Raw genomic sequence first — 17,403 nt, forward strand, 5'->3', positions numbered from 1 at the left:
TTATGATAAGGTCGTTTTGTTTACAGCTTTTTTACAACGGAATTTTTTACTAAAAGCATGACTTGTAGAGTAGAATTTTGAATTTTAACCATTCAGGATTAAATTTCGTTCATCTTACGCGAAGGTATTTTTGGAATGTCTTTTTAAATATTTTCTTTACTTTTAATAATCAAATCACACATTATGAAAATACTATTAGTTTTAGCACTGTTCTCTGTTGTAAGTTGCTCAGGAAAAGAAAAGGCTGAAAGTTTTAAGCAACCCGATTTGACTCCGAAAGATACTGTGGCCGTTAAAAATAGGGATCATAATTTTGACATTCTTAAATTTTTACTGGATAAAGAAATAGGCAGTGAAAAGCCCGAAAAGGTAGATTACAAAAACTATTCGGTTTCGTTTGATAATGACGGTGATTCTTACAGTGTTTATTTTAGCAAGATCGCTACAGAAGATTTTAATAAAGATGGAATTCAGGATTACATTATCGAACGGAATTCTGAAGGAATGCTCGGCGGAAGTGCAAATACCGAATCTGAAATTATTTACGCCATCATGGGAAAAGATAACAAAGTTCAGAGGAAACATACTATTCTTACTTACGCTCCTTTCTCGTACAATACTTTAGATGACATTGTTTATAAAGATGGTATTCTAAAGGCGGACGCAACACAGAATTCCCGCACCTATTATAAACCTCCTCAGGAACTCGAATCGACTGAGCTGTCTTTTGTATATAAAAATGAAAATGTATACGAAGAATCTTATTTGTCCAACTGCGAACTTGCAAAATGGAAAGATAAAAAAGTTTTGAATAATGTTTCAGCGTCATTCAGAACCATCGAGATGCATAATTATACAGAAGTTTTAAATGAAAAACTCACAACCGAGGATTTCGAATGTACAGTAGAAGTTTCCGGTTGTGATAATTTAAATCTAGTCGCAGAAGGAACTTACAAAACGTCAGATTTAAGTGAGAAAAATATCGACAGCAAAAGGAAGCAGTTTCTGGATTTTCTGGTTAAAAACACAAGTCTGAGTGAGGATTTTAAAATGGTCCAAAATCATTATCTCACCGATGATCTGTCTGAAGAATACATCAAAAAAGGTTTTCTTTCATTTAAACTTTTTACAGATAAGGGTAAAGGCAAAGTACATTTTCGCTTGGTTTTAGATAAAAATACAAACTCAAATCAGACCGAAAACTGGGAGATTACGACACGTAAAAAGTAAACAAAAAGAGCTCTACCAATCAGTAAAGCTCTTTTAAATTATATCTTCGATTTTTATTAAATCACTTTCAAAGCGGCTTCCAAAGCCAATTCAATCATTGGTTTTAACGCTTTTTCTCTTTCGTCTGCCGAAATAAATTCTTTTGTAGGGATAATATCAGAAACCGTAAGAATTGTTGCCGCATTTTTACCCAAATGTTTAGCGTTGGCAAACAGGCCGAAAGCTTCCATTTCCACTGCCGGACAGTTGTATTTCGTCGCGATTGCAGGAGTTTCAGGATCTTTTCTGTAAAAAATATCACTGCTGTGAATGTTCGTCGCTTTAGATTTTAAAGATAATTCTTCAGCTGTTTCATTGATGATGTCAAAAATATTTCCCTGGTGAGAAAAAACTTCCTCTTCAAATCCCCATGCATATTTCGCGTAGGTACTTTCACTGGCTGCATTTTCTACATTAAGGATATCGAATAATTTTACATCACTCGAATATCCTCCGCAGGTTCCGATTCTGATAATCGTGTCAACTTCATATTCCGTGTACAGCTCAAAAGAATAAATTCCAATACTTGGAAACCCCATTCCGCTCGCGCCCACAGAGATTTCTTTGCCTTTGTAAGTTCCCGTGTAATAAAAAATACCTCTTGTTTGGCTGACTAATTTTGCATTTTCAAGAAAATTTTCAGCAATATATTTTGCACGAAGCGGATCGCCAGGTTGCAGTACCACTTTTGCTATTTCTCCTTTTTTTGCACTGATGTGTACACTCATAATATTTTTTTGAATGGTACAAAGATAGCAAATATGTGAAAAATGACCGTTCAAATCATAACGTCTGTGATTTTTTTAGGGAGCTATTTCCCGCTTTCCGTTTCAATCTTTTTTTTCAAAAAAGGATTTCCACTGCAATCGGGGCTAGGATTTTGGGATACAATCAGATAATGAGGTAACCTGAATCAAATCGTAGATTTTTACCAATTTTAATTAACCGTTAACTTACATCGTAAAATTGACTTTTCAAAAATAATATTTTCTATTTTTGTTAGATGATGGAAACCAGATCCCCATTTTTAGATACCTTATTCCTCCTCAGAAAAGAAGGCATAATGACCATTTTTTCTGATATTAAATCGATATCTCAGAAGGAAGAACAGGATGCTGCATACTACTTTGAATCTGAATTTGAAAAAGAGCGGCTGGAATTTTTATCTGATAAAATAAACTGTGACCGTGAAACTGCGGTTTGGGCAGCAAAAGTTTTGTATCACAGTGCACAGTTGCATTTGATACGGGAAAATACAGCGAAAGATTTAAGCCAGTTAATTCCATTATTCAAAGGTAAGAGAGAGATCAACTCAATCTTATCGGCAGATTTATCGCTGAGGTTTTTGCCACAGATAATTTCTGTTCTGCAAGATGTTGATCCTGAAGATCCGTTAATAAAAATACTCGAAAACATCTTACAGCAGTTTCATTATTCAGGAATTGGATTTGACTTGGATTTGGAAAAAATCGATTGGGAAGAAGAGCTAAAAGACAAAACCTACCGAAAATTATATCTTGAAAGGGTAGTGGAAAACAAGGCATACAGACTTGCAGAAATGCCCTACATCAATCAACAGTTGATGGCAGAATTTGGAATGTATAAAGATGTTTTTTGGAAAGATTTGCAAATCATTAATACAGAAAAGCCATAAAGTGGCGACGTCAACAGAATTAGGATAAAGTCCTGTGATATTGAATATAGACATTGTAAAGCCCTGAAAGGACGTTGTCAAAACTTTGTATTCTTAGCTGAGTGTAAAACCTTTGCGAAAGGAAAAATATGCAGAAAATTATATAAAAAAACCGTTGCGCTCTTTGCGTAAATAAGATAGCAGCAAATTATAACACAAAATCAATGATTCAAAATATAGAAAAACTAAACACCGTCCTCAATTACGTAAAAGACACTTTCGTTGGTAAAAATGATGTCGTAGACCTCCTCGGAATCTGCCTGCTGGCAAGAGAAAATGCATTTCTCTACGGCCCTCCCGGAACAGCAAAATCTGCCATCGTAAGAACCTTAGCCAAAACCGTAACCGACGGCAAGAACTTCGAATATCTTTTAACCCGCTTCACCGAACCGAACGAAATTTTCGGTCCTTTCGACATCAGAAAACTGAAAGAAGGTGAGCTGTTTACCAATACTGACGGAATGATGCCCGAAGCGTCGATGGTTTTTCTGGATGAAATTTTTAATGCAAATTCTGCGATTCTGAATTCACTTTTGATGGCCTTAAACGAAAAGATTTTCAAAAGAGGAAAAGAAACCAGAAATCTTCCTGCACTGATGTTTGTGGGAGCGAGCAACGTTCTCCCCGAAGATGAAGCTTTGAACGCACTGTTCGACCGTTTTTTAATAAGAATCAACGTTGATTACGTACATCCGGATCTCCTGCAGCAAGTTCTTTTAGCAGGAAGAAAGCTTGAAAATAATATCGAAACTGAAATTCCTGAAATTCTGGCGCACGAAGTTAAAGGTCTTCAGAATCTGTGTAAAACAGTTGATCTAAGACCCATTTATGAAGTTTATCTGAATACGGTTATCAATCTTAGAAATTCAGGAATTGCAATTTCTGACCGTCGTGCAGTTAAGCTTCAGAATCTGATTGCAGCCAGTGCTTTGATTTGTGGAAGAAACGAAGCAATTCTCTCGGATTTATGGGTGCTAAAACATATTTGGGATACCGAAGAACAGATCGAAATTCTGGAAGGGATTATCAACAGAACCATTGAAAAAGATGACCATCCAAAATCGCATCCCCAGGCTTTACACAACAAAACTCCGAATCCTGAAGAAGTGATGAAAGACGTAAAAATTCTTGTCGACAAATGGAATTTGGGAAGTTTGAGTTTTGAAGAGCAAAACGTGATTAAAGATAAGTTGAGATATCTTCAAACCCGTTGCGACTGGATCAGAAATTCTGAACAGAAACAGTATATTCAACATGAAATTGAAAGCTTATGGCAGAAGATTCTTCAGACCGTGTAACAGAATTTTGGGCAGAACTTCCCAAAGCTGACACAGATTTTCTTGGTGCAATTCGTGACTGGAGTAATGTTCAGATCGCTTCGGATGATGAAGTGATCTGGCTCAAAGGTTTTACCGATGAACAGGCTCTTTCAGCGGAAATTCAGCAGTTGCCTAATTTCATCTTATATGAATTACGTGACGGACTTCTATTTAAAAAAAATGCACTTGTTCCCAGAAAAAAAGTGAGAACGGCCTTGCTGTGGGCTCCTATCGATAAAGCGTTGCGGTTAACTTTTCCTTTATCAAACAATAATTTTTTTGGAATTGAGGAAAAGGTTGAAGTTCGTTTAAAGCCCAGCGAAGAAGAACAGACGGCAGTTGCTTTATTGTGTTCCATTGCTGATATTAAAGATTTCATTACTGCTCTGCCAAAATTTAAACTCGAAAAAATAGATTGGATTGTTATTAATGATCGGGCACTTTTTATGGGAAATCCGCTACTGAGTTTTCCCGGAAAAACTTTTTGGACGAAAGACGGACATCTTTTGCCAACCGGCTTTGATTTTGAATTTAAAAATATGAGTTCTTTACTCCAGAGAAAATATAATGCAACTCACGAACAGTGGCTTTTATGGAATGAAGATGGAAGTGTTCTGTATATCAATAAGGAGGATTTCAGAAAACTGTCTGTAAGCTCGTTCCGTCTCACCGAAAAATCAAAAGAATGGATGTAAGAGAATATTTTCAGTCATATGAAGATTATTTGTGGGAGTGGACTACTGATCAGGATGTTCCCGATGAGACTGGATATCATGAAAATAATCTTATTTCGATTCCAAATGTAGGAGCAGTTGTTTATAGACCTTTTTTGATTGAAGTATTAAAAGAATTTCAATTGATCGGATTGCCTCCGCTGACTCCTTTTTTACTGGTATTGTACGCAACTAATGAAGGATATTTACACTTAAAAAGTATTAAAACCGAATTGCGGAAGAATCCTCTGGTGATCCACGAACATATTAAACATTCGATTAGTCCCGCATTTCAATTTTTAGAAACAGTAAAATCATTACCCAATACTTATAAAAAAGGAAGAAATAGAATTCTTCTTCTTCAGACGATATTCACCAGCGATTTCGATACGGTTTCGGTAAAACACTCTGAATATATTATAAATGGATATTTAAGAAGCCCTCAGAAAATTAGTGATTCTGCGCAGAAAGCTGACCTCACTGTTTCAAAATTTTCAAAAGATTTAAGAGTTTTATCTACATTAAATAATAAATTTCCAACAACGGATTCTATCATCAAAGCCATGAAAGATGAGGTTGAAATTTCGAATTTGCAGGAAGATGTTGTACAAGAGGAAACTACCGTAGAAACCGACAAAGATTTTATTCAGGAACTCATTGAAGAATCCAAAACCTTTCAGATCGGAAGTTTGATTAAAAGAATATGGAGCGGTCTTAAAATCCCGATGAGACATCTTTCTCCAGGCGAACAGCCGATTGGTGGCGTTTCGGATATGACCAACAAAGGCGATTTCAGCAGAATGCTTTTGTCTGAATTTGCTAATGAAGATGAGGTTTTCATGAACCGCGTGGCGAATAACGAAGCTTTGTACATCCAGAGAGAAATTCCGCCTGAGGAAAATATTTTTGAAAGAATAATTCTAATAGATACGTCGCTGAAAAACTGGGGAACGCCAAAAGTTTTGGCATTTGCTTCGGCGATCGCAGTAATTAAACATCCAAAGGCGAATTCTGAATGTAAAGTTTATGCTTTGGGACAAACCAATATCCCAATTTCTCTGGATAAAGTAGATGAAGTGGTAGAAACACTGAACAATGTAAGTCCGGTTTTAGATGTTTCTCAGGCTCTTGAAAAGTTTTTCAAAGAAGAGCGAACGGAAAAGGATTTAGAAGTTTTTTTCATTACTCATCAGGAAAATTTAGACAATCCAAATCTTCAGAAAGTCATTCACGAAAACAGAGACCGACTGAAATTTTTAGTAACGACTTCATCAATAGGCGAACTGAATTTTTATAAACACCATAATGGTACAAGGAAGCACATTCAGAAAATTCAGCTTCCCTTAAAAGAATTATGGGCAAATCCACCAAAGCATAAAGCGAAAATTGTACAGGGTAATCGAATTAAAACTGCTGTTCCAAAAAACTATCCGCTGTTGTTTCCAACGCCTAAAGAGAGAATTAAGACATTTCTGTACGAAGGGGATTTTTATATTTTAAGTAACAAAAAACAGCTTCTGAAAACATATCTGTCAGACAATTACTATAATAAAAATATCTATCAGAATATCAGTACCCAAAAAGGATGTGAGGTCATTGTTGAAAATATTTCAGTAAAGCCGAAAGGTCAGTTTGCCCTGGCAAAAAATAAGGCTGGAAATTATATTTTGGCTCAGTTTCAGCCGGACAAAAAAATACTTTCGAAGCTGAATTTAAACACAAAAGAGTATTCTGAAATGAATCTTACCGGTCAGAATATTCCTTTACATTTTGGTTTAATTTATTTTAATAAAAACTTTTACCTGTATAATGCTGCGGCTCCGAAGATTTTCATAATCAGTGTAGAAGGTCATCTTTCTATGGAAGAGGTTCAAAATGATAAAGAAATTTTAAAAAATGGAATTAAAAGCGAAAGTGAACTTAATAAATTACAGAACAGAGGAGCGAAAATTTTGAATAATTTTACTAAAATAGGAATCAATGATGTTGATGAGTTGATTATTTCAAATTTCACTTTAGAAATGCGAAGTGAGAACGTTTACAGTTTGGTAAAAAGTCCGCAGCATATTCAGATGTTGGCAATTCAGGACAAAAATAAATTCACTTTTAGTGACGGAAGTGAAATTATCTCAGACAATCGCGGAATGCTTACTTTCATCAGCAGCAACAAAAATATTCCGAAATTCTACATTCCGTCTACTCATTTCGGATATCTGGCGATTGCTACTGAAAAAGAATTCGGTGGATCTGAATATTATCTCCCGAAAGAATCTAAGTTGAAAATCAGAGAAATGGACGAAATGTACAACGAGTGTATGGACTTCTTTATTAAACATGTTGTGGAATATGGAGCTTAGAATAAAACCATTTTCGAAAAATAATTATCCTAAAAAAGGACTTTTAATAAAAAGTTCCTCACCATTGGTATGGCTTCATGAAATGGAAATTTTAGGAATTGATTTAAACCAGATTCAGTCTTTTCCTGTTCCTTCGAATGAAGCGAATGTTTTGTTTGGTTGCTTCCTGGTTTTTCAAGATTATGCCCCCGGTGAAATCGGCAGAAACTCCTATTTTCAGTGTATTGACAGTAAATTTTTTATTCCTGAAAACACTACATTTTATCCTAAAATTTCTCCTGAAGAATGGCCAAATGCTGATGCCGAATATTTAATCATGCATCCGGATTTCGGATTTGTAAAACTGAACGAAGAAATCGACTGGATGGCAGTGATTCAAAATCCAAAACCATCGGAAGATCAAATAAGAAAACCATCTAAAGGTGTGAAAATTCCTCAGAAAATTGAGAGTTATTCCGTTGAAATGGATGACGAAAAAATTCTGGAAGCACTGGAAAAGCCACAAACCGAAGAAGAATGGATGAAAAACCTGCCCTTCGATCTGAAAAAAGTGATGGCAGGGAATAAAAAAGAAATTGAAAAATATTTAAAATATATTGAAAAATATCCTGATCGGGCTGTTGATCTTGGAATTCCGCTGGATGTAACAGGAACTTCCAGAGGTGATGGCTTTGCTACATTTATGTTTGGAAACAGTTGGTTAGGAAAATTGTTTGGTGGGAATTCTTCAAACGGAGAAAAATCCGAGTATTCTGAAAAGTATCGTTGGGTATTTTGGCTGTTTCTGATCATTATTGGTCTCAGCAGACTTTTCCTGTATCTGAATAGGGACCAAGCCTCTGAAAGTATTCCCAGGGCTTCATCAGGAAATATTTCTGAAGTGGATAAGAACATGATAAATCCTGTAGTTGCATACAAATCAGGCGTTACGGATATTGATTTAAAAATCGATTCAATGTATGGAAGAAAACGGAGAGATCTGATGAGGGAAGAAATGATAGCATCATTAGAACTCAGCAAACCCAACGAAAAAAGCTATAAAGATTATTTGAAAGACGGTGGGAAACCAATCGAAAAAATTCAGGATGATATTTCAAAGCTTAATACTCAGATGGATGTTGCGACCGATTCTCTAAAAAAAGTGTACCGTAAAAAGATCACGAAATATTTAGCTCAAAACGAAGAAAAAGTCAGAAAAAAAATCACTGATTCTCTGAATAAAATAAGTTCAGGAAAACCTGCTGATCAGGGAATTGTTAAAAATGTTTTAAAAAAGAAACAGGTGCTGATAGAAGATTCTTTAGGAAAACTGTATGGAACCAAAGAAATAGTTGAACCACCGCTTGATCTCGACAAAGCAAAAAAAGTGAAAACGTTTGATCATGAGAAACCCTATTCAAAAAATAATATTTCCTTCTCTGAAATTATTTGGCTGATTATCCTGATGACAGGCGTTGTCGGTATGTATTCGTTTGTTGTTAAAAGGAAATCTTTAAATATTGGAGGCGAAAATCTTCCGAATGGAATCAAGATTTTTCTTGTTATTGTTTTGGTTGCAATGTTGGCTTATCTTTTTTATCCTTTAATCGAAATGTTTGGCTACAACTGGTTTGTGTGGATTCTTATTATTGCAGTCGTCCTGCTTCTTTACCGTCTTTTCAGCGAAGACAAAACCATTTTAAAATCAGATAAAGATGAATAAGCAGAAGTTTACCGATAAATTTATGGCGGCATTCTTTATTCTGGTAATTCTTAAAGTTATCGGAATTCTTGCTGAATTGTTTCATGCAACTTTTTGGAGTGTTATAGGAAATCTCCTGATTTTTATTGTTGTTGCTGCGATCATTCTTCTGGTGATTACAGCTTTGAAGGATCAAGAAAAGCAAAATCAAGGAGTGAATGGTCGAAAAGGAGGAAGCGGAAGTTCGTATGTTGAAAGTTCACTTTTCGACAGAATCAGAAATAAATATGAAGATCTTGCCCAAAAATACATCGACGAAAAAGATTATAAGAAAGCAGCAAAAGTGTATATGAATCTTCTTCAGGACAATTACCGTGGTGCAAAAACTTTGGAGGAAGGTCTGTTTTATAACGAGGCGGCAGTAATTTATCTTAAAAAATTGAAAAACAGATCCGAAGCTGCTAACTGTTACGAAAAAGCAAAGCAGTACAGAAAGGCAATCGATTTATATAAGGAGCTTGAACAGAAAGAGAAAGTTGGTGATCTCTTTAAAGAACTGAATGACATAAATTCTGCTAACTCTTATTATCAAATGGTTGTCGACGATTATGTAAATAACAGTCAGATGGTAAAAGGTTCATTGATCTATCGGAAAAAAATGGAAATGCCGGATGAGGCACAGAAAATATTGCTAAAAGGTTGGGAAGAAGATCGGGATGCATTCAATTGTCTTAATAATTATTTTGCCAATATTTTTGAGATTAAAAAACTCGATCAGCAGATTCAGGAATTGTACGAGAAAACTCCTTCGGATAAGAAAATTACTTATCTTGAAGCTATAAAACATGAATTTAAAAAAGATCCCCAACTTCAAAATACTACAAGAAATATTGCCTACGAAATTATTGCTGAAAAGGTGGCAACACGTTCTGAGATCGTGAATGAACTAAAATATTTCAATCCAAAAGATGAGGTAATTTTGAAAGATATTTCCAGATATAAAACGGGAAGAAATAAGATGTTCAGGAATTAGAATAACAATAAATCGGTCGGAAACAGTTTGGTTTCCGACCGATATTTTTACATATTATCTCAATGATTTTTTGAAATTAAAATTTCCTGTAATCATTAAAATTAAACTGATGAGTAAAAGAGAAACAACTGACTCCATTTTCAAAGGAGAGATTGAGCCTTTGTAATGTTTTAAACCAAATTTTTCCACTTCGGCTAAAGAACTTTTCTTTTCCTGAAAAATTTCAGGATAAAAATGAAGCCTCACTTTTTCATGATAATCTCTCACAAAATTCTGAAAATCCAAATGCGATTTCAAGTCTGAACCTGACAGTGAATTTACCGAAAGTTGTGTCTGAATGGTTGGGAAAAACAGCGCAACAACAGACGCAAATTGCTGACGGTTTTCTAGCTTCTTTTCCATTGCTTTTCTGCTTTCCAAAGCCTGATCATCGCCCATTTGCTGCATTCCGTAATACCAGAACCATGAGAAAGTCTTCTTTTCATCGAAAGGATACTGCCTGAATTGCGGATAATGTTTAAAAAAGGGATCCATCGTAACGTTTTTAGGTAAATCCCATTTTTCGTGATAGCCCTGTCGCTGTTCCATTACATGTTTCAGAGCTTCAGGAACAGGATATTTTGCCGTGAGGTATAGATTGAGTGAAGCGGGAACTACAATGGCCAAACCAACCCACAAACCAATCAGGGATGATGCATTGAAATTGGATGTTTTCCCAAATGAAATGATGAAGAAAACAGCTGCAAACCAAAAAATTAAATAAAGCAAAATCAATCCGAAAATGGAGAAGAAAGTGGAGTCCAATTCAAGATTCAGATAGAATAACGCTGCAATCATTAGAATAAATGCAGTTGCAAAAATGACCAAAATTCTGACCAATAATTTATTCCAGATAATAAGATGAGGTTTTGAAGTCTGAGATTTAAGTAAAATCCAGACACCATTTTCCTGCTGTGACGAAAGAATGTTGTAGCTCAATGCAATAATTACCAATGGAAACAGAAAAATGAAAACAAATCCCAGATCGATATTTCCCATCAGTAAGCTTGACGGATTTGCGATGTCGGTGTCATAAATCTGTCCTTCCAAACCAAGCATCGTAACCGAAATCAGGTAAGGATTGATGTCTCTCTGTCCGTTTGAAAAAGCTGCCCATTTTGTTGCTGTATTGGCCACCGAGAACTTGTTGTGAAAAAAGAAAAGTCCGGTGTCTTCACCAAAATGTTCATAGTTTTTTGCGGTATTTTCTTTCTGCAATGCAACGGCTTTCTGAACAACATTGTTCTGACGTTCAATAAAAGTTTTTCCAAAGTACAGACCGATAAATCCAGCCAGAAGCAAAATAACGATGGCAGTGATCGAAGATGTGTTTCGGAAAAATATTTTGAGTTCAAATAAAAAAAGGTTCTGTTTCATGTTTAAATCGTTTTGATACGTTTTACCGAAAATTGAATTCCTAAAATGCTTACGGTAAGCCAAAAGAGCAGGGCTAAAAATGCTGTAGAATTTTTAGAAACAGCCTCATTGATTGTCGTGAAATGATATTCAAAATCTTTCTGTGAAGCCCAATTGTTGCGGCTGATCATGTGTGGTTTCTCGTGTTCTCCGGGTTTCTCGTTGCTGATATTTTCGATCTGCAGCTGATTCATCTTTTGAGCCAGGCCATATCGGTATTGTTCAGCCTGATTTTGAAAATCGGTGTATGTACTGTAATCGGATGCTGTCAGAATCATCGAAACTTCTTTTAAAGCCAAATAAGGATTGAGAAAACTCGCCAGTTTTGTAATACTGTTTTGATTCTCAAAGGTTTTATTTAAATCTTTCTGATGTTGGCTGTAAATACTTGAAGTAATTTTTTCACCTTCAGCCATAATAAAACCACCATAATTGAATGGAAGCTTCTTCACATCATCCACATTGTATTTTTTCATTAAAGAATCTTTTATTTTCGCATAATGCGGATCATCGGGATTGTGGCTGTCACCTTCTTTGCTCACATCTTCAGCAATTTGGGCCAAAAAGGAAATTTTAGAAGGCGAAGGATAAATTTGATTTCCAATGGACTGCGTTACCCTGGGCATCATCACAATGAAAAATATCCATGAGGCCAGTAAAGTCGTCAAAGCATGTCTGGATCCTGACGATGAAGCAGAAACCAAAGCCGTAATCACGGAGATGACAAAGAAGTAAATGATGTAACCGCCAATCAGAAGCAAAAGTCTCACTACAGAATCGCCGGAAAGCTGCCAATTGCTTAAAATTCCCCATAAAATAATCGTGAGAATAATTAAAGGAATAAAAATAGAAAGCGATAATGCGAGCAGTCCAAAAGTTTTGCCCCAAAGTAGATCTTTCCATGTCGTGTTCTGACACAGTAAAATTTTTAAAGTTCCTGATTCCCGTTCTGCCGAAATACAGTTGTATCCGACAAAAATAATGAGCAGCGGAAACAGAATCTGCAAAACCATAGCCACACTCAGTTCACCAAAACGAAGCATCCCATTGGAGAAACTCGCTTCACTGAAGTTGACGCTGTTTTGTTTATGAGCTTCCAGAAAAATAGAAACGCCGGCGAAACTTTCAATTCCAAAATCAAAAAAGCTGAGTTCATGTTTTTCCCTGAAAGCAAGATAGCCGTAATGCGCCATTCTGTGAGGATGTTTGTCGGGATTGGCAAGCCATTGTTTTCGAACTTCTTTTTTATACTGAAGTCTTTGTTCGTTTTGCACCTTGTAGTTTTTCCAGCCGACAAAAGTGGCGAGAAGCAGCGAAAAGCTGAGTAAAACCGCAAAAGCAAAAGTTGCCTTATTGGAATAAGCCATCCTGAAAGTCTGTCTGGCTATGATAAATATGTTGTTTGACATTTGATTTTAATTAATTAGAAAATCAGGATGGGTTTAAATGGTTTGCAGATACAGTTTCTGCAAATCTGCCGCAGTAATTTCGTCGGCTTTCAAAGTGTGAATCAGTTCGCCACGTTTCATAATTCCGATATGCGTACCGACATTGACGGCATTAAAAATATCGTGAGTCGCCATCAGTACAGATTTCCCTGAATCTGCGAGTTGTCTGACCAAGACGGTAAATTCTTCGGTTGCTTTCGGGTCTAATCCGCTGGTCGGTTCATCCATTAAAATCAGTTGGGCATCTTTCGCCACGGCGATGGCAATTCCCACTTTCTGACGCATTCCCTTGCTGAAACCGCTGAGCTTTTTATAGTGTGCATCGGTCTGTAATCCGCATTGATTCAGGAAATTTTCCAGTTCATTTTTGGTGAAATTAAAACCTGCCAGTTTTGAAAAATAGCTCAGATTTTCTATGGCAGTAAGATTTCCGTAAAGCATCACCACTTCAGGAATATAAGCGATATTTTTTCTGCGGTCGCCTTTGCTGTCATTAATATTTTTATTGTCGAATAATATCTCTCCAGAACTCGGTTCCAGAAAGCCCAAAATAAGATTGATAGTCGTGGTTTTTCCGGCACCATTCTGACCGAGCAGACAGTAAACTTCGCCTGCGTTGACGCTTAAATTTAATTGATTGAGCGCCAGATGAGCTCCGTAACTTTTTGTAAGTGAAACAGTTTGTAACATAGGTTGATGTAAATAGATGATTGCCCCTTCTCAAAGAAAGAGCCTGAATTTTTAATTGAATTGTTGAAATTTCTGACCGTTAAGCCAAAGAATAAACAGCAGGCGGACCTTTATTGGTGCACGACAGAAGATATGCACGGCTCTCGCCAAGAACAAAATAAGATTTTGAACTAAATGTTTTCAGCTTTGAAAAAGATAACTGCTGAATATTTTCAGAAAGGAAATCCTGCGACTGATGCTTGATAAAATCACAGAAATCACATTTTTCGGCCAAAGATTTAAAATGAGTCATTCCCGAATCTTTTGTTAAATCAGAATGAAATAGTGTTTCAGTTTCTGAATTATGATGATGAAACAGCTTAATAAAATTGGCCTGCACAAAGACAAACAGCAAAAAAACCGATAGAAACCGGATAACAGTGCTGCTTTTGTATGTGAGATTTTTTGCTGACAAGTCGTCAAAGTTAGTATTTAAAACTTGAAAGACAAAACCTGGAAAGGATTGTTCAGTTTAAATTAATATGATTTAGTGTTTAAGAGAGAGTAAATTTTTTATAGTTATTCTAGAAATCGAAAGATAATTGTTCACCTATTTTTGCGGATGTTTCACCTAAAAAAGGAAAGGTTTGTATAATTTTATATTGACCTGTATTTGGATCAAATTTCCTTAAAGCTATCTGACAGCAATCGAATTTGAAATTTTTATCAGCAAAAAGTTGAAGTGCAATAGTTAGCTGGTCTTCTGAAAGATCCCGACCTATACTCACATGTGGTGGAGATATTTCGCTCATTTTTGTTACAGGAATTATGTTTCTTACATTCTTAGTTATATTGTGAATTCTATCAGTAAATTCAAAGGAAGGCAAAAACACAGCACATTTTGAAAAAGCCGAACAACTTAATCGATTGAATAATGTGGCAAAAGGAACCACATTTTCTACAAATTTCTTTAGATATTCTTTAACACCTGTGAGTTGATTCTCAGTGGCTTCAAAACCTGCAATAGTGATATGGGCCAAAGAATTTTGACTTGGATAACTGCCTGCTTCTGATGTCAGATGATTTTTGAAGTTCATTACATCCTCAATTGTTTGAGCCAGCGGATGAAAAATTATTGAGTAGGTATATGGTTTTTTCAGGAAGTTCATATTTGAGAGAATTTAAATTATAAGAAGAATTTTAAATTTTTATAGTGAAAATTTCAAGCCTTAAATTTTCAATTATAAACAGTTATAGAAAAACATTTATCTTTGCACCAGTAAAATTATGACAATTCAAAGAGCACATATCAGTTTAAATCTATGCGACAGCCCATCAATAAAGGGATTGTTCGGATATGAATACATGATATGGAATGAGGCGAAATGCGCTTGCTTTGAAAATTTTTTACTGTAAACCCGTAAATGTTTAATCAAAATACAGCAGAAACGCCTCGATATTCGGGGCGTTTTTTGTGTTTTTAAGGACGAAATTATTTAGAATGGAAAAAAATAAACAAAAAAGTAAAATTTTTTTAATCCAATATGAACATATAATACGATAAATAAGAGTGATTAATAAACCGATGAGAGACAGTCATTTAGGTAATTAAGGTATCTGTAAATTATTACGGACAGAAATTTTCTACTCTAAAAATAGATTATAATTAATTGATTTTCAACTAGTTAATTGAAAAATAAATTTGTGAGTTAAAAAAAATCATACTTACTTTGCAACCGAAAATTAAAAGCAACACGTTTTAATCTTTTCAAAAAACAATTTTATACAACAGGAATATAATGAAACAATTACATAACATATCTAATCAGTATTCAAGACAACACGGACAAATGCCGGTGGGACTTGCATGTCTTCCTGATAGTGAATTTGTGGATAAAAGGTGTTTATATAAATGCGTCAGTTAATGAACTGATACGTGAAAAATATAGAGCGCCTCCCGAAAAGAGGCGCTTTTTTTATGGTTTCTTTAGCTTATTTGGTAAAGCGCCGGTATGTGGCACCGGAAAACAGGGTTCGATCCCCGGAGAAACCCAAAAGGTAAATGGAAAAATGGTCAATTGTGAATCGTGAATTTTGCTTCGCAAGTGAATTTTAAAATTTCGTAAGTAGAGTGAATATAAAATTGAAAGCAAAGCGAATTGACCATTGACTAATCACAGAAACAATCTCATAGCTCAATTGGTTAGAGCACCAGTCTTTTAAACTGGGGGTTGAAAGTTCGATTCTTTCTGGGATTACAGGAAATGTCAATGGTCAATGGTGAATTTTACTTCTTAGTGAATTTAAAATTGACAGCAAAGCGAAATGATTATTGACAATTCACTCCAACCTATTATAAAGATTCACGGAAAAATTTCCGATCCGACTGTCTCTCGGAAAAGAATTTTGAAGTGAATCTGCAAACTGGAAAGATAACGGTGGTTGTTTACCCGCCTTGGACGCGGGAGGTCGCAGGTTCGAATCCTGCCGCCCCGACAAAAATGTGAATGAGTGAATGGTCAATTTTACTTCGTAAGTGAATTTTAAATTGAGAATTCACAATATTTAATGAGAAAAAGAAAAGGTTTGTCGAGCGCAGAAGTTCTTTACAAAAACACAAATAAAAATAGACAAACTTTTTCTCAACTCAATAGCGAAAGATGGATTGAGAAAATCAATCATCGTTTATCGCCTATCAATTATATCTGATGGTTCGCCGAAGTGGGAGAGTCGGGGCGGTCTGCAAAACCGTTGTGAAAACTGAGTGGGTTCAACTCCCATAGCCATCTCAAATAAAAAGTGAATGGTCAATAGTGAATTTTGCTTTGCAAGTGAATTTATAATGATTGATAAGTGAAGCGAATTGACAGTTCACAATTCACAAGTAATTATCCCGAAGAAAGATTAAAGTTTGTCGGGCGCAGAAGTTCTTATATCAAACCAAAAATTAAAGACAGGCTTTATTTTTCTTCATATTGATTCATAGTGTAATTGGCAGCACACAAGACTTTGACTCTTGTTGTTCAGGTTCGAGTCCTGATGAATCAGCAAAATTTATCTGTCATCATTGAAAAGGCTTTGTGTTCTTAGCTGAGTGAAATCGAAGATTCGACAAAGTCAAACGCCCTTGCGAACTTTAATAGCAGTGGGTAGTAAAAAATCTTTGCGGACTTTGCGTTAAAATAAGCACGGTGCCGGAGTACAGATATTAAAATAATTATTCATAGAAATTTTAAACAAAACAAATTTAAAACATGTTAAAAAAATGGAAACGCAACAACAAACATGGCAAAACATGACCGGAAAGATTTTCCGAAATACGATCACCAATTTGGTAGAAGAGGCCATCATCCGCGAACAGGCAAATGGATACCGACTGAAAGTTTGTGTGGGTTCAGATTCCCACGTTTATGGCGATGAGATCAGTTATGCAACCGCAGTTGTCTTTATCCGTGAAGGAAAAGGAGCGTTTACCTTTATCAGAAAAGAAAGAGAATTTCAGAAAATCAGCATCAAAGAACGAATGCTCAACGAGGTCAACAAATCTGTAGAAATCGCATATGCCATCTGTTCAGTTTTAGAAATGTATAATGTCGAAATGGAAGTTCACGCCGACATCAATACCGATCCTGAATTCAAATCCAACGTCGCTTTGAAAGACACAATGGGATATATTTTGGGAATGGGATATGTTTTTAAAGCAAAACCTTTTGCTTTCGCAAGTTCCAATTGTGCGGATATGATGGTGTAGAAGCAGGAAGCAGGA

The 17,403-nt window shown here is 35.7% G+C and carries 14 protein-coding genes and 4 tRNA genes; 12 read left to right on the plus strand and 6 right to left on the minus strand.

Annotation, left to right across the window (positions count from 1 at the left end):
- The first annotated feature begins 183 nt into the window (after positions 1–183).
- Positions 184–1,230: a hypothetical protein gene (locus tag OMO38_RS11100; RefSeq protein WP_264750248.1), complete on the plus strand. Its 1,047-nt coding sequence runs from the start codon at positions 184–186 to the stop codon at positions 1,228–1,230.
- A gap of 56 nt (positions 1,231–1,286) precedes the next feature.
- Here OMO38_RS11100 and deoD read toward each other — a convergent pair whose 3' ends face one another.
- Positions 1,287–1,997 carry a purine-nucleoside phosphorylase gene (gene deoD, locus OMO38_RS11105; RefSeq protein ID WP_264750249.1) on the minus strand — a complete coding sequence of 237 codons (711 nt, stop codon included), beginning with the start codon at positions 1,995–1,997 and terminating at the stop codon, positions 1,287–1,289.
- 278 nt (positions 1,998–2,275) lie between these two features.
- Here deoD and OMO38_RS11110 point away from each other — a divergent pair, with 278 nt between their 5' ends.
- The 6 genes from OMO38_RS11110 (at position 2,276) to OMO38_RS11135 (ending at position 10,065) form a co-directional block, all read left to right on the plus strand.
- Positions 2,276–2,923 carry a hypothetical protein gene (locus OMO38_RS11110; RefSeq protein WP_264750438.1) on the plus strand — a complete coding sequence of 216 codons (648 nt, stop codon included), beginning with the start codon at positions 2,276–2,278 and terminating at the stop codon, positions 2,921–2,923.
- 203 nt (positions 2,924–3,126) lie between these two features.
- On the plus strand, positions 3,127–4,260 hold the full coding sequence (locus OMO38_RS11115; protein WP_264750250.1) for an AAA family ATPase: 1,134 nt from the start codon (positions 3,127–3,129) through the stop codon (positions 4,258–4,260).
- The gene (locus OMO38_RS11120) at positions 4,233–4,976 is read left to right on the plus strand and encodes a hypothetical protein (RefSeq protein WP_264750251.1); all 744 of its coding nucleotides are present in this window, start codon (positions 4,233–4,235) and stop codon (positions 4,974–4,976) included. Before OMO38_RS11115 ends, OMO38_RS11120 begins: the two co-directional genes overlap by 28 nt.
- Positions 4,967–7,351 carry a hypothetical protein gene (locus OMO38_RS11125; RefSeq protein WP_264750252.1) on the plus strand — a complete coding sequence of 795 codons (2,385 nt, stop codon included), beginning with the start codon at positions 4,967–4,969 and terminating at the stop codon, positions 7,349–7,351. Before OMO38_RS11120 ends, OMO38_RS11125 begins: the two co-directional genes overlap by 10 nt.
- Entirely contained in the window at positions 7,341–9,053 is a 1,713-nt protein-coding gene (locus OMO38_RS11130; protein ID WP_264750253.1) for an APC family permease, read from the plus strand. Before OMO38_RS11125 ends, OMO38_RS11130 begins: the two co-directional genes overlap by 11 nt.
- Entirely contained in the window at positions 9,046–10,065 is a 1,020-nt protein-coding gene (locus tag OMO38_RS11135; protein ID WP_264750254.1) for a tetratricopeptide repeat protein, read from the plus strand. The genes OMO38_RS11130 and OMO38_RS11135 overlap by 8 nt, the downstream gene beginning before the upstream one ends.
- A 54-nt stretch (positions 10,066–10,119) precedes the next feature.
- Here OMO38_RS11135 and OMO38_RS11140 read toward each other — a convergent pair whose 3' ends face one another.
- The 5 genes from OMO38_RS11140 to OMO38_RS11160 form a co-directional block, all read right to left on the minus strand.
- A complete protein-coding gene (locus OMO38_RS11140) occupies positions 10,120–11,481 on the minus strand; it encodes a DUF3526 domain-containing protein (protein WP_264750255.1) in 1,362 nt (453 codons plus the stop codon).
- A gap of 2 nt (positions 11,482–11,483) precedes the next feature.
- Positions 11,484–12,929, minus strand: coding sequence for an ABC transporter permease (locus OMO38_RS11145; protein ID WP_264750256.1), 1,446 nt, complete (start codon positions 12,927–12,929; stop codon positions 11,484–11,486).
- Positions 12,930–12,962: 33 nt separating this feature from the next.
- The gene (locus tag OMO38_RS11150; protein WP_264750257.1) at positions 12,963–13,658 is read right to left on the minus strand and encodes an ABC transporter ATP-binding protein; all 696 of its coding nucleotides are present in this window, start codon (positions 13,656–13,658) and stop codon (positions 12,963–12,965) included.
- A gap of 79 nt (positions 13,659–13,737) precedes the next feature.
- Complete coding sequence (locus OMO38_RS11155) at positions 13,738–13,950, minus strand: hypothetical protein (RefSeq protein WP_264750258.1); 213 nt, start codon at positions 13,948–13,950, stop codon at positions 13,738–13,740.
- A gap of 271 nt (positions 13,951–14,221) precedes the next feature.
- Positions 14,222–14,806 (minus strand): 2'-5' RNA ligase family protein, encoded by a 585-nt coding sequence (locus OMO38_RS11160; protein ID WP_264750259.1) that lies wholly within the window; start codon positions 14,804–14,806, stop codon positions 14,222–14,224.
- Positions 14,807–15,617: 811 nt separating this feature from the next.
- On the opposite strand from OMO38_RS11160, the gene OMO38_RS11165 reads away from it, so the two are divergent.
- From OMO38_RS11165 to OMO38_RS11185, 5 genes are all read left to right on the plus strand, one after another.
- Positions 15,618–15,690, plus strand: a tRNA-His gene (locus OMO38_RS11165).
- Positions 15,691–15,821: 131 nt separating this feature from the next.
- A tRNA-Lys gene (locus OMO38_RS11170) sits at positions 15,822–15,895 on the plus strand.
- Between the two features lie 449 nt (positions 15,896–16,344).
- A tRNA-Cys gene (locus tag OMO38_RS11175) sits at positions 16,345–16,426 on the plus strand.
- Between the two features lie 187 nt (positions 16,427–16,613).
- Positions 16,614–16,685, plus strand: a tRNA-Gln gene (locus OMO38_RS11180).
- Between the two features lie 217 nt (positions 16,686–16,902).
- Positions 16,903–17,388 carry a ribonuclease H-like YkuK family protein gene (locus OMO38_RS11185; protein WP_264750260.1) on the plus strand — a complete coding sequence of 162 codons (486 nt, stop codon included), beginning with the start codon at positions 16,903–16,905 and terminating at the stop codon, positions 17,386–17,388.
- The last annotated feature ends 15 nt before the right edge of the window (positions 17,389–17,403 follow it).

It is taken from the genome of Chryseobacterium kimseyorum (assembly GCF_025971945.1).
GTDB lineage: Bacteria > Bacteroidota > Bacteroidia > Flavobacteriales > Weeksellaceae > Chryseobacterium > Chryseobacterium kimseyorum.